The 14,269-nt window shown below is 46.3% G+C and carries 10 protein-coding genes; 3 read left to right on the top strand and 7 right to left on the bottom strand.

All coding sequences use genetic code 11. The features are described 5' to 3' along the window. Nucleotides 1–106: 106 nt before the first annotated feature. Nucleotides 107–1,318 carry a Y-family DNA polymerase gene (locus DP120_RS08325; protein WP_112223289.1) on the bottom strand — a complete coding sequence of 404 codons (1,212 nt, stop codon included), beginning with the start codon at nucleotides 1,316–1,318 and terminating at the stop codon, nucleotides 107–109. Nucleotides 1,319–1,572: 254 nt separating this feature from the next. Next, the gene (locus tag DP120_RS08330) at nucleotides 1,573–2,601 is read right to left on the bottom strand and encodes a GNAT family N-acetyltransferase (protein WP_112223168.1); all 1,029 of its coding nucleotides are present in this window, start codon (nucleotides 2,599–2,601) and stop codon (nucleotides 1,573–1,575) included. A 183-nt stretch (nucleotides 2,602–2,784) separates the two neighbouring features. Here DP120_RS08330 and DP120_RS08335 point away from each other — a divergent pair, with 183 nt between their 5' ends. Next, the gene (locus DP120_RS08335) at nucleotides 2,785–3,774 is read left to right on the top strand and encodes a GNAT family N-acetyltransferase (RefSeq protein WP_112223169.1); all 990 of its coding nucleotides are present in this window, start codon (nucleotides 2,785–2,787) and stop codon (nucleotides 3,772–3,774) included. Nucleotides 3,775–3,859: 85 nt separating this feature from the next. Here the strand turns inward: DP120_RS08335 and DP120_RS08340 are convergent, their stop codons facing one another. Continuing rightward, entirely contained in the window at nucleotides 3,860–4,900 is a 1,041-nt protein-coding gene (locus tag DP120_RS08340; protein ID WP_240611989.1) for a GNAT family N-acetyltransferase, read from the bottom strand. 121 nt (nucleotides 4,901–5,021) lie between these two features. On the opposite strand from DP120_RS08340, the gene DP120_RS08345 reads away from it, so the two are divergent. Beyond that, complete coding sequence (locus DP120_RS08345; RefSeq protein ID WP_112223171.1) at nucleotides 5,022–5,519, top strand: antibiotic biosynthesis monooxygenase family protein; 498 nt, start codon at nucleotides 5,022–5,024, stop codon at nucleotides 5,517–5,519. A gap of 144 nt (nucleotides 5,520–5,663) precedes the next feature. On the opposite strand, the gene DP120_RS08350 is transcribed toward DP120_RS08345, so the two are convergent. The 4 genes from DP120_RS08350 to DP120_RS08365 form a co-directional block, all read right to left on the bottom strand. Next, nucleotides 5,664–6,134 (bottom strand): VanZ family protein, encoded by a 471-nt coding sequence (locus tag DP120_RS08350; RefSeq protein WP_112223172.1) that lies wholly within the window; start codon nucleotides 6,132–6,134, stop codon nucleotides 5,664–5,666. Between the two features lie 330 nt (nucleotides 6,135–6,464). Further along, on the bottom strand, nucleotides 6,465–7,751 hold the full coding sequence (locus DP120_RS08355) for an ATP-binding protein (RefSeq protein WP_112223173.1): 1,287 nt from the start codon (nucleotides 7,749–7,751) through the stop codon (nucleotides 6,465–6,467). A gap of 391 nt (nucleotides 7,752–8,142) precedes the next feature. Continuing rightward, nucleotides 8,143–10,254: an LTA synthase family protein gene (locus DP120_RS08360; protein WP_112223174.1), complete on the bottom strand. Its 2,112-nt coding sequence runs from the start codon at nucleotides 10,252–10,254 to the stop codon at nucleotides 8,143–8,145. A 654-nt stretch (nucleotides 10,255–10,908) separates the two neighbouring features. Continuing rightward, nucleotides 10,909–12,144, bottom strand: coding sequence for a D-alanyl-D-alanine carboxypeptidase family protein (locus tag DP120_RS08365; RefSeq protein ID WP_112223175.1), 1,236 nt, complete (start codon nucleotides 12,142–12,144; stop codon nucleotides 10,909–10,911). Between the two features lie 203 nt (nucleotides 12,145–12,347). Between DP120_RS08365 and DP120_RS08370 the strand changes: the two genes are divergently transcribed. After that, on the top strand, nucleotides 12,348–14,021 hold the full coding sequence (locus tag DP120_RS08370) for a DUF2207 domain-containing protein (RefSeq protein WP_112223176.1): 1,674 nt from the start codon (nucleotides 12,348–12,350) through the stop codon (nucleotides 14,019–14,021). Nucleotides 14,022–14,269 lie beyond the last annotated feature (248 nt).

Consider the following 14,269-nt stretch of genomic DNA (forward strand, 5'->3'; position numbering starts at 1 on the left):
TTATTTGAATTTAACAAAAATTACCCCTTTAAAAAAGCCAGCACAGGAAAATGAATTCCTGTACTGGCTTCTTATGGTCCGTAAATTTTTTTATAATCGACGGCCGCTACTTCTGATGCCCGCCGATCAAACGGGTCCGGGCGATGGCGGTGCCGGCTTCGGTCCCGGAGACTGCCCGGTAAATAGCGGAATAGCCGTACTTGCTGCGGATTTGGTCCATCGCTGCGCCGAGCCGCCGCTTTTCCCATTTGCGTGCTTCGAAAAGACTCAATTGCATGGAAGATTCCTCTTCAAGGTTGCCGATCGAAATCGAGATTTGGCGTACGGGCTTCTTTTGAAAATGCTCGCTGAAAATCATCTGGCAAACTTTGTAGATCTGGAGGGTGTCATTGGTGGCTTCCTCTAAAGAACGCGAACGGGAAAAACCGCCGCCGAACGCTGACTTGCTGTAGCCGACGCTAAGGTGGATGGTGCGTCCCGCCCTTCTGGCCTGCCGGGTCCGCATGGCAATGTCTTCGCACATTTCGAGGATGATGGTCATGATGTCTTCTTCTTCTGTGTAATCGCGGTAAAGAATTTGGCCTTTTCCGTAACTGACCTGTCCAGCCACAAGCGGTGACCCGATGCCAGACAAATCGATGCCGTTTGCGTGCTGGTAAAGCTGATGGCCAAGTATGCCGAAGCGATTTTCCAATGTTTTAACATCTGTACAGGCAAGATCGCCCACCGAAAAAATACCCATACTGTTGAGGGTGTGTTCAGTCCTGGAACCGATTCCCCACATTTCGCTGAGCGGCGTGAGAGGCCATAATTTTTCAGGCACATCGTCATAGGTCCATTTGGCAAATCCTATTTTTTTGCCTTCCTGGTCGAGCGCCAATTTGGCGAGCAGCATATTCGGCCCGACCCCGACCGCAGAAGGCAGACCGAACTGCCGCAGCAAGGCGTCCTGGATATGGGCAATGAGCGCTTCGGTATCCCCCCATAGCGAACCGACGTCGGTAAAATCAATGAAACTTTCATCGACGCTATAGACGTGGACAGCTTTTTTCGGCACGAATTCCGTAATGAGTTCGGTGATAGCCATGGAGACCCGCAGAAAAAATTCCATTTTGGGTTCAATCAGCCGAATCCTTGGATCGTCCGGAATCTCGAACAGCCGTGTGCCCGTTTTTACGCCAAAGTCTTTTTTCATCCGCGGCGACGCGGCAAGCACGACGCTGCCTTTCCGCTCCTGGTTGCCGACCACAGCGATATGGGCTTCCAACGGATCCAGTCCTTCCTGGATGGCGGCACAGCTGGCGTAGAAGCTTCGCATATCAAGGCAGGCAACAGTCCGTTCAGGCAATTCCTTCGTCTTCAAGTCACTACCTCCTCAAATAAGAACGTTTGTTCTTATTCTATACCTCGAAATCTCCCCGAACAATCCTATTTTCCGTAAAAAAGTAAATTCCATCAAAAAATAATCCAAATATCGGATTTCCATCACCATTATTTCATTCGTGGAAGAATGCAAAAAAGAGTTGAGCAGGGATTATCTCAACTCTTTCTATACACTCAATTTTCCACTTCCTATTGCTCGATCAGTATGCCTTCTTCCTGTGGCATCAGTTTTGATGCTTTGGCCCGGTAGGCAGGGAAAAATTCTTCCTCGGTGCTGACTTCAGCTTCTTCGCATAGCAGTTTATAAATTTCCGGGTTCCATATTTTTTTCCCGATATGGAATTGAAAGTTCGTATTTTGACCGAATTTCTTTTTAAAAAGATACAGAGTATCTTCAGGATTATTGGTTACGCCTCCACCGGCATGGATGAGATCAATGCCGTTTTCTTTGCCCCATAGTGCGGCAGCGTAAGTCATGACATAGACCGGTGAAAGATGATTGCAGTTTTCAACTGTCCCCGACAAATGGGTATGCATAAAACTGCCGCACAGGAAATGCAGTTCCGCCCCGATAACTTCTCCCTCATAGAGCGCTTCGACCAGCACAATCCTGTCGCCAAAATATTTCAAGCAATTGCTGAAATATTTATCATCGAAATAATAATAGGAATCCGCATTGAGGCGTTTCATCGTTGCATAATAGATTTCCTTGAAAGTCCCGAGTGATCCCGGATTGACGGTTACGCGGTATTCAACACCGGCCTTCAAGGCTTTTCGGATAGTCTTTCTGGCTGATTTGGAAAACTCAGATGCGACCGGATCTTCGTGATCCTTTAAAGTGGTGCCTGTCGTTTCACGCATATAGGCGGTTTCATAAAATTCACGGAAGTCTTCGACGTTCTGCAGGATAGGATGGAAACGGATAAATTCAGAAACGATATTCTGTTTTTTACAGTAATTTGCGAATGCCTGCTGAAATTGGCGGACCAGCTCGGTCTTTCCTCCTTTTTTGCAATTTTTGATGACAGGCCCCCCGTAGCCGTAAGGCGTAATGGCGTCGTAGAATTTTTCTCCTGCCGCTGTATAAGGAATTTCCCGTTTGATGAATAAATGATGCACGATGCCGAAAGGATGGCTGAATTTGAATACTTCACAAACTCCTTTTTCCATCTTTTCGTACAGCTTGCCGTAATCCTGAGTAAAGAACAATTCCGACATATCTCTGATCTCTCCCCACATTGTTTTTTATGCTGTTTTGAGTATCTTCCAACAGCCAGGTTAAAACTGAGTTAAAATTACTCAGAATATTCTATTTATAAAAGTTGATAACTTTACCCAGATTTAACCCTCTTTTATTAGCATGGAAAATGAGAATGAAACATTGTGAAGGGAGAGAGAGTTTTGAGTGTAAGCATAAAAACAGGAATACCCGATATCTTCTTTTTGCCGGAATGGGCGGAAGCATATGAAAGCCAGGACGATGGGGTTGCGGTATCGTTTGAATTCGCCCATAGCCTAGGACGCATCCATTACCCGTTCATCAAACGCCTGGTGCCAGGCACCACTGCATACTTTGATACGATTACACCTTTCGGGCTGAACGGCCCGCTTATTACGGAATGCCAGCCAGGACATGAAAAAGATCTGGCAGCAGCATTTGATGAGGCTTTCCAGCAGTATTGCACTGACAACCGGATCATTGCTGAATATATCCGCTTTAATCCTTGGGTGGGCAATATCGAACATTTCGGGGAATTTTATGGCATCGACAAACGCGGCATCGCAATGTACGTCGACTTGTCGGCTGGAGATTACTTCATGGATGAATTCAAATCCGGGACGCGCCAGCAAGTGCGGCGTGCATTGAAGAACGGAGTTACCATCGAGTTTGACTTCACCGGTGAGACACTGGACGATTTCTGCCGCATCTATGAACTGATGGCCAAAAGGAACAGCATCCCGGAATATTATCTCTTCAGCAGAAGCTTTCTTGAAGAAAGTTTCAGGAAGCTTGCAGGCAAACAGTTCATCATCAACGCGCTTCATGAAGGCAAGCGGATCTCGACAGCTCTGATGGTCCACCATGGCGATTACCTCCATTACCATCTCGCCGCCAATGACCCGGCATATTTCAAGTTTGCCGCCAACAGCCTGGTGCTGTCCGAAGCATGCCGCTGGGGCGTCGATAACGGCAAGAAGCAATTGCATCTCGGGGGAGCCAGCACAGAACCGCTTTACCGGTTCAAGGGAGGTTTTACAAAGACTGAGCCGCTGGATATCTTAACCGGCAAAAAAATCAGGAATGCAGCTGTCTATGAAAAAATTTCACGGGCAAAAGTTGCGGCGGATCCTGAAACAAACACTGCACATTTCCCGATTTACCGGGGTTAGCCAATTATCTTCAAAGATGAAAAACAGCATCCGAGTCTGTCTGCAATAGACTCGGATGCTGTTTTATATTTAGCCGCTGCATATTTTACTTGATCTCTTCCCTGACCCTCAGGTTTTTCCGATACGCCGGAAAGAAAGAAGGTTCCTTTTCCATATTTGTTTCTTTGCACAAAAGTTCATAAATCTCCTTGTTCCAAATCTTTTTGCCGACATGGAATTCCAGTTCCTGCACGCGGCCGTATTTCTTTTTGTAGAGATATAATTTGTCGTCCGGTTCGTTCGTCCGGCCGCCGCCGTGATGGATCAGTTCGATGTTGTTTTCCATACCCCACCGAAGCAAAGCATACTGCAGAATATTCGGCGCGTATAAATCATGGTAATTTTCAAGACTGCCCGTCAGGTGAATATGCAGCACGCCGTCACTGGCAAAATTCAGGCTCATAGCGATGACCTTCTCTTTCCAGGTCACTTCGACCATTACCAATTGCGGCCCCAGCAGATTGAGGCATTGACTGAAATATTCTTCATCAAAATAGTAATAGTCGTCCGCTTTATTGCGGTCCATCGTCTGCAGATACAATTCCTGGAATTTATCGAGGTTGTCCGGATTCATATAAACCCGATACTCGACACCTTGCTTCAGAGCTTTACGTATATACCTTCTGATTGAAGGCGAATACTCACTCATGAGGGGATCTGCTGTCGCAGCAAGCCGGGTCTGGATGGTATTGCGCATAAAGACTGTATCATAGAACTCGCCGAAATCCACGGCGTTCCTCAATACAGGATGGAACCGGACAAATTCGCTGACGATGTTCTCCCTTTTGCAGTGTTGTTCGAAATCCCGCACAAAAGCCTGCGCCAATTCCTTTTTATCTGCTCCCTCCGCTGGCTGCATAACCGGACCGCCATATCCATAGGGCGTGATCAAATCGTAATATGTCTCTCCCCCCAGCTGTATGGGAATTTCCCTTTTGATAAACAGATGCCGGACCGATCCCAGCTCATTCTGAAATTCAAAGCTTTGACATTTTCCATTCTCGATTTTTTCATAAAGTATTCCATAATCTTTATTGAAATAAATATCCGTCAATATTTTCACCTCGCCTATTATGATTGATGACAATTCGAACTATGCTTAGTTTCCGATTTTAAACACCTATGGTTAAACTAAGGTAAAAAAATTGGCTAAAGGAAAATAAAAACGATAAGATTATAGTAAGAAATGAATGCAGGAGGTTTTTGACATGGAATTACATAAATGGAGCGGCCATATCGACAAGGCGATGGCCTACGTCGCCAGTTTGCCGAATTCGCGGCTAATCTACCTGATGAATGGACAGGATGCAGTCCTGATGTATGAAACGGAAGGAGCTGCATTGTTACCCGAAGTTGACGCCTATCAGATTCTCGATGCAAGCGGGGATATCAATGCCGGTTACTTTGCGGTATTCAACAATATTCCGGTAACAGAAGAAGGCAAGGAACGATTTGAGGAAAGATTCCAGAATCGCGCCCGCAAAATCGAAGACGAACCCGGTTTCAAAGCGATCCGCGTGCTACGTCCACTTAATTCAGATACTTATGTCATCCTCACGCTGTGGGAAGATGAGCAATCCTTCAAGAATTGGCAGCAGTCAAATGCTTATGGCAGCGCCCACGCAAAACGCGGCACCGACGAGGGCATTGACAAAGTTCCGAATATTTTCCCGCGCCCTTCCTATGTGACGACTTTTATCAGATAAGCAAAAAACCAAAAATCAAAAGCCCGTACAGAAATTTTTTCTGTACGGGCTTTTGATATGACAATCTATAGACAAAGTTCAATCATCCAGCAGTTAACCTGCAGCCAAATTTTCGATATATTATTTATCTGGAGAAAAACCCCATCAGCCTTTCATCTTTTTACCATCTTTTCTTTTTTGGGCAACAAGGCTGCCTGCCCAGCAGATGACAATGCCTGTGGCTGCTCCTGCACTGTCGATGAGCACATCCCGCACTTCACCGCTTCTTCCTGCGATGAACAGCTGGTGGAATTCATCAGACGCTGCATACAATACCGAAATGGCAAAAGCGCCCATGAGAACTCTCCCTTTTAACTCTCCCCATCTGCCAAGAGCGTTCACCAACAAAACACCCAATATAAAATAAGCAATGAAATGGGCGTTCTTTCTCACCAATGTATGGAATTCCTCTACGCGGGAATCACTTCCAGGGAACCAGTCAGCGATTATGCCCAATAAAAATTCGGTGATGCCCGAGCTGAGGTCGCTTGATACAGATGCCGGCTGATGGGACAGGATGAAAATGATGCTCATCCAGCTGGCAACTGCGACCCAGGCTATTAATTTATTTTTCATCTATGTACATCCTTTTCTCAGTCAATTAAACAGCTGTTTTCCATTATATCATCTTTAGAAAAGCGCAAGCGCCCGTTAAGCCCCGACAAGCAATAGATGGCTCAAAGGTAGTTTGAGCCATCTATTTGCGACGAAGCAGCGCAGCGATGCAGGAGCAGCCCTATAGCTCAATAAATTACTTGGCGTTCTTTGCCATTGGCGGCAAATCCGAAGCGACTCGAGGGGCTGGGCCGCTGGAGTCTGGACATAGATTCCCGCTTCCAATGCCAATAAATTTTTTATCCTGCAAAAAAGGAGCAGCACATTTGCCGCTCCTTGTCACTTCCTTATTTATTCCTGTCCAATTGGCAGCGGCTCCGGCACAAATTTTGTCAACAGCATATCTTCACCGGCCTGATTGGCAATTTGCAAGGTATTATAGACGTTTTCAATTGTTTCATAAAGTTCAGCTGTCGAATTCGCGACAATATTGAAGCGGCCGAACATTTGCGTATAGGAACCCGTGACGACGACTTCATCGCCCTGGTCCACATTGATGACGCAGGAAATCACTTGCGGCATCGCTTTGACTTCTTCGAGTCCGCAGATTTCACCGATGATGCCGCCTTTTAAAAGAATCGGCAGATTGCAGGACGGCAAAGGCATATGGCCGTTGTCATAATCCCGCAAATCATATTTATCTATCGGGTTGCTGACAGCAAAATCAAGCATCATTTCGAGGATGTTGATGTCCGTCTGCTTTTCGATGATGTGGTAATGCTGCTCCCCGCTGAGGCGGAAGCCCATTTCATAAATATAGAAATTGCCGTCTTCATAAAGCGACTGGATGAAAACCGTACCGTTTTCAATACCGATGCCATTGATCATGTCTCGGATTTTCCAATCCAGCGTTTCGATGAATGTATCCTGGTGCTTTGAAGGAAACACCATAGCCGTCGGCAGTGGCGGATGCTCTTTGGAATGTTTATAGACGTATCGGTCGCACACCGCCGTCAGGACGATATTGCTGTTTTGTATCGTATAGAACATTTGGACGCCGTAAGAATTATCGATGAAGCGTTCGGCTATCGCTTTTTTCGATTTTGAAAAATCCATCGCTTTGGCGAAACCCTCTTTAACTTCCTCAGTATCATAGCAAACGGTTATGCCTTTGCTGGCATAACTGTCAACCGGCTTGATGATGACTGGAAATTCCCACGTCGCAACAGCTGTTTCTTCGAGTTCGCCTGCCAGTTCTTTTTCTTCAATGACAGGAACATCAAAGCGCCGGCAGATTTCCTTGAATTTATCTTTGTTCGACGTTATGCCCAACTGCTCTTCAGTCGCATAGAATGGCAAGTCCATTTTTTTGCACAGGGCAACAGCATTCCAGGTATTTATATCTTCAAAGGCTGTGAATACACCGTCCACCTTTTCTTGCTGGACGATCTTCGCCAAGCCTTCAATATCGGCTGTACTCGTGTTGAAAGATTTGTCGGCATAGCTTTTAGCCGGTGAACCGATGACATTATCGACCACAATTGGTGACATGCCCATCCGCTTTGCGGTTTCCACCACATTAATCATATGTTTTGTCCCACCGAGTACAAGAATCTTCTTCTGGTCAACCTTCTCCATTTCCCAGACCTCCTTGATTTCACGTAGCTACTTTCAATTAACCCCTTCATAATCCCTTTAAATTTCCATAAATAAGTTATATAGTCCTAAATTTAAAAGGGGTAAAAAGAAAAAATCCGTGGCTCCACAACTTAATAACTATTAAATTAACAAGTAACTCAGGAATTGTCAACAAAATTTCTGAATTTTACGATATTTTATGAAAATTCATAGAAATAACATAAAAAAACCGGCTTCTCAGGAGAGAGCCGGTTCCTTTGAACAGTTATTGGCTAAGATTGAAGAGGCGCGCTAGCGTGGGGCTTTTACAATAGAGAGAAAAACCCCCGGTATCCAGAAGGTATCAGGGGTTTCTAATGCGCTTGGCGAGTTTTCTATTGAGCCACTGGAACTATTCCTGCAGCATTGTCGATATATTGAATGATTCGGTTTGGCTGAGCATCGCACCGCGGGAATTGAGAACTGCGAATTGAACGTCTGCTCCTGCACTGATGCGATCCTGGCTGACAGAAAAAGCAGCCACTCCAGGTTCCGCTTTACGCCAGGCTATTTCTTCGACTTCTTCACCATCAACAAGTAATTTAGCATACTTTGGAGCACCTTCAACGAAGATTTCATAAAGAGTGCCTTTTTCTGTTACACGCTGGACGGCCATTTCAGGGTAAAGTCCGAGATGATAATCGGAAACTGGTGAAAATTCCATATTGGGCAACAAGTCGGCGGAATAGCGCTCACCGTGGAGCCAGTCATATTGTATGACTTCCAAGTCTTCCATTTCCTTTGAATTATCGCCCATCTGCGATTTCCACTGCGCATAAGGAATGACCGCTTCATCCTTTTCACGCATGCGATCCAGAATGGCAGTAAACGTATTCCCTTCTACTCCCGCCATTTCCATGGTGATTGGACCAAATTGATTCGGCGAAATATCGAGTTCCTGAGCTTCATTGCCCTCCGACTGCCAGACGAAATAAGGAACTTTGTGCGTGGCGACATAATCATCATAATTATTCAGCATATCATCCACAATACCTGCACCGTTAGCACCGTATAACTCATTGCCGTTCGGGAAAGCAGGATAATGATCGCCGAAGAAAACGACAATCGAAGGCTCATCTCGCTGTTCCAGATTTTCGATGAACCGGCCGAGCTCTTCATCGATATTATTCGCTACATCGGTGTAATAATTTAGATACGGCTGTGTTTCAGGTGGCAAGGCGCCTTCTTTCACGAATTCCGATTCTCCTTTTTCCAAATAGGGCATATGCCCTTCGGCTGCGACCGCATGGATAAAATCAGGACCTTTAGTATAATCGATAGTTTCAAGCACGGAATTAGTGATGTGCTTGTCTTCCGGGAATGATTGGGAGGAATTGTTTGGACGGTCAAGATCCATGAAATCACCGGAAATGAATTGATCGAATCCCAGCTGTTTGTAAACTGTCTCCCGCTGATAGAACCAGCCGAAATAAGTATGAATTGCGGTGGTTTCATAACCCGCAGCACGGAATGTATAAGCAGCAGATGGCAAAGGTTTTTTGACAAACAACTGGTATGGCACAAAATCTGCACGCATGAATTGCATGCTGAAACCTGTCAAAGCTTCAAATTCGACGTTGGCTGTACCACCGCCAAACTCGGGAGAATACATGTAACCGTGCAAAGATTCATTAAAATATTTTCTGAAATTCGGAATCGGGTCCTGTTTGAAATGCTCTTCACCGAAGAAATAAGGATCAACGAATGATTCACTCATGAGGAAAATGACATTCGGCTTTTCCCCGTCATTATCAGCCGGAGCCGGCTCGTATTCCGCCCCGATCGTATTCAGAATCTCGACAGAGTAATTCTCCAGCGGTTCAACTTCCGCTTCCTTAGCAAGCAAGACAAAATTGCCAAGAACACCATTTTGCATAAGAGCAACTTCAAGCTTCCACCAGGAAGTCTGGAAATTGGCCTCCTGCATTGGAGAAAAAGGTTTATCTGTCCATAAAGCGAAAAGGAAAAATGCGGATAAACAAAAAACAGCTATTTTTAATAACCAATTCTCTTTTAGCTGCGGACTTGCCAGGAAAATTACCGCGAGAACCGACAGCAATCCAATCCCTGCCAGCACTAATAAAAATATATTGAAATCAACCGGCAATTCAAAGCCGCCGAGTTCATCCAGCAAATAAAAATCTCCAAGCGCAACCGGTGAACTGCGGAGTTCCATTTTAATTTTGTTTGCGAATGCGAAAATCAGCAGCAAAGTACTGAGAATAACACCTGAGAGCATATACCACCGACGCGGCAGAATATAGAAAATATTGAACAGTGCCAGAACAAGTAATACGTTAACGTAAACGCGCTTATCAAAATCGGTGTACCATTGACCGATCGGCAGCGTCAACACTTTCCGAACAATCAGCTCGGCTGCTATCAATGTCACAAGCGGCAGCGCGACCATAAAGATAAGTGTTAAAATTCTCGTAGCCGTTTTGTTAAGTTTAGGTATTTTCATGGTAACTCTACACTCTTTTCATCATTTTTAATGCCAAATATGTATTGAAAAATAGGACATTTTCCCGCTAGTATACCATTTTTAGAGTTGGCAGTCACCCGGTGGCCGTGGAATCGGGCATTGAGCGTGATAATCGGGCGTTCAGGATAATATTCAGGCATTCAGCGCGATAATCGGGCGTTCAGGATAATATTCGGGCATTCAGCGCGATAATCGGGCGTTCAGGATAATATTCGGGCGTTCAGCGCGATAATCGGGCGTTCAGGATAATATTCGGGCGTTCAGCGCGATAATCGGGCGTTCAGGATAATATTCAGGCGTTCAGCGCGATAATCGGGCGTTCAGGATAATATTCGGGCATTCAGCGCGATAATCGGGCGTTCAGGATAATATTCGGGCGTTCAGCGCGATAATCGGGCGTTCAGGATAATATTCGGGCGTTCAGCGCGATAATCGGGCGTTCAGGATAATATTCAGGCGTTCAGCGCGATAATCGGGCGTTCAGGATAATATTCGGGCATTCAGCGCGATAATCGGGCGTTCAGGATAATATTCGGGCATTCAGCATCGAAGCACCTATTTTCCACCCAATTCAAAAACGGCACCCACTTGAAAGTGAATGCCGTTTTACAGTGGAAATTTTAAAATTTCCGCTTAACTTCCTCTAACGTTCAGGTACTCTTCCAGCGTTTTGCCGCTTTCTTTGATCTTCGGCGCTTCACCGGAACCCACGTAGCGGAAATGCCACGGTTCGAACATATAGCCGGTTATGCTTTCCTTGCCTTTTGGATAGCGCAGGATGAAACCGTATTTATGCGCATTGGCTGCCAGCCATTTGCCTTCTGACGTATCGGCAAACGAAGATTCCAGCCAGTGGTTCTGGTTCGTTCCGCCGAAATCGAACGCCAAACCCGTCTGGTGTTCACTGTGGCCGGGACGTGCGCTGTAACGGTCGGCCGCTGCCTGGCCGTCGCGCTTCACGTAATTATTATAAAGCGTAGACTGATAGGAATATGAGCGGTATGAACTGATGACGCTTAAATAGACGCCATTCGATTTTGCCGCTGATACCATTGCATTGACACCCTGCTGTGCGACCGGAATGATTCCCGGGTTATAAGTCGACGGCAATGCGTAGACTTTATTGACGACCAGAATGCCATCAACATACTTCCCTGGTGTATTCGTCGGCGGCGCCGGATACTTCGGTGGCGGAATCACCACAGGCCCTGCCTGGAATTTCGCCGGGTTCAATAAACGCGCCATGAACGCAGCGAAGTGCTGGCGTTCGAGGCTGCTTTCAGGTCTGAAATAACCGCCCGGGTAACCGACCGTCACTTTGGCAGTGGCCAATCGGCTGATATATGCGTTTGCCCAATGGCCCATGTTGACGTCGACGAACTCAACTTTATTATTGGCATCGAGCGCATAAGCCTCAGTCAGGATCTTCGCCATTTCAGCACGCGTCAGCTGGCCTTTCGGATCAAAAACTTTTTTGCCATCTCTAGTCTTTTTACCATCAATAAAACCGATTTCCACAGCTTTTGCCACTTCAGCAAAGCCTTCCATCTTCGAGTTCATATCTGCAAATCCTGGATTGGCGGCTTCCGGATTTACAATTTCCATCTCCCGCAAAATCATCCGAACTGCATCCAACCGGGTGATACTGGCTGTCGGCCGGAACGTGCCATCGGGGTATCCGCGAATGATTTCAAAACCGGTCAGATAATCGATTTCCGCCTTGAAATCCTTTATATCCGGAAAAGTGGCAGCGGCTTCTGCCTTATTGGAAGTGAGTCCTGACTTGTCGATATGCGGCATAAACGGAGCAAGCAGGGCTACGGCAGCTATGGACAATGCAGCTTTCTTGAAAATCGTCTGCTTTTTCATGGTAGTTTTCTCCTCTTTTCGGTTCTCTCATAATACCTTTAGGTGAATTATAAAGCAGCTGCCCAATAACATCCATATTATTCAAAGTATTTAATTTTGATATATTTTAAATTTATATGGTAGCCGGTAGCCGGCCACCCTCAAAATTTCTGGTGAAACCTTCATCCACTTCGCCCGTATTACTATGCAAGAGGTGATGGATCATGACAGGCAAAAAAATATTCCCATTTCTGCTGGCGTTCGTTTTGGTGCTGCTGATTCCAACGCAGGCACTCGCTGTCGACTTTGAAATTACTGAAGTCCAGATCGATGCGCAGTTGAATGAAGACGGCACAGTGGATGTAACGGAAAACTTCATTTATCAATTTGAAGATGATTTTGAAGGCATCACGCGCGGCTTGATCGAACAGACAGGCACCACCATCGAAAATTTCTCAGCCACCGAAAATGACAATCCGCTGAAAGTAGAAATGGATGACGGCGTCTATAAGATTTACCGGGCTGGTGAGGACGACGAGACGATCCAGGTCGAATTGACTTACCAAATTGTCGGTGCCATAGAGAAATTCGAGGATGGCGCACAGTTTTACTGGTCGTTTGTTGATGAAAGCAACGAGAGTGAATACGGTGACATGACGATTTCGGTTCTCCCGCCTGCTGAGTCCAACAGCACTGCGGCACTCGGATACGACGAAGCTTATAACACAGAAATGATTACAAATGAAGGCGCGGCGATTTTTGAATTGGAATATGTTCCAGACGGTGAAAACGTCACTGTCCGCGCGATTTTTGAACCGGAACTTTTCTCGGCGTTAACAGCTCAGGACGGAACGATCCGGGATGACTTGGCGGCAGACCGTGAACAGCTGGAAAACGAAGCGGCGATTTTCGCGCAGAATCAGCAAACCGCCAAAAACATCGGGATTCCCTCCATTGCAATAGCCGGCGCACTGTTGCTCGCCGGGATTTTATTGGCATGGCGGCGTTCCGCTCAGCGGAAACGGAAGATCAATAATTATCCGTATGAATTTTTCGTGCCGAAGGAATCGATGAGCATTCCCGCGCTGCTCCATTTCACTAATTCCATCTACCTGTCGCCAAATGTCATTTCGGCGGCGATCATGGAGCTGATGCGAAAAGGGAATGTCCAGCAGCTGTCGGAGGACCATTTTGAACTGATCAGCAGGAAGACCGATCATGCGCATGAAGAAACTTTAATCGGTTTGCTGTTCAACCAGATTGGTGACGGCCGCGAGTTCACGCTTGAACAAGTCGAGGAATATGCGAAGAATGAGGACAACCACGCTGATTATAACCAAGCGATTGATAAATGGAATAAAGAAGTCAGTGCCGAAGTGAAAGCAAAGGATTTTCACGAAAAACATCCGGCGCTACGCTGGGCAGCCGGCGTCATGAGTGTACTGTTTATCGGGCTCGCCATCTATACGGGCATATACGAAATCTTCCCGTGGATGGCAGTGTCCATTGTGCTGGCGATGCTGGCGCTCGGCTTTGCGATCGGCTATTCACCAATCACTTTCGAAGGACATGAAGTGCGGCGCAATTGGAGAAAATTAAAAACGGCAATGGAAGAATTGCCTGCCGAACAATGGAACCGTTTGACGAAAGATGAAAAGCAGCGGGCTTATGCCTACCTGCTTGGCAGCGACCAGAAAACGGCAGAACGCAAAGCGGCTGTCTTCACTTCTGCCGAATCGCAGATGGACGGTTCAAGCTTTGTCATGAATCCGATCTTTATGACGGCCATCTTCGTTTCCGCAGGTACTACCACCAGTGCCAGCGCAAGCGGCGGCGTTGCCGGATCCGGAACAGGAACAGGAGTCGGCGGCGGTGGCGGCGGATCGGGTGCGTTTTAGGATTTGGGATAGAGATATAAGGAATGAATGAAGGCTCCGCTGATGTGGGGTCTTTTTTATTCGTGCGAGGACGAGGATATCAAAATATTATTAAAAACAGACTATCTAATGAGCAGAAAAGTATCGCTACGCAAATAAAAATCATTCTGCGCAAACAAATTCAAATCTGCGCAAGTAAATCCAGATTACCGCAAACAAATTCGATTCTGAGCAAATAAACCTGATTCTGCACAAGTAAATCTTTCCTG

The organism is Planococcus halotolerans (assembly GCF_003289955.1).
Classification (GTDB): domain Bacteria; phylum Bacillota; class Bacilli; order Bacillales_A; family Planococcaceae; genus Planococcus; species Planococcus halotolerans.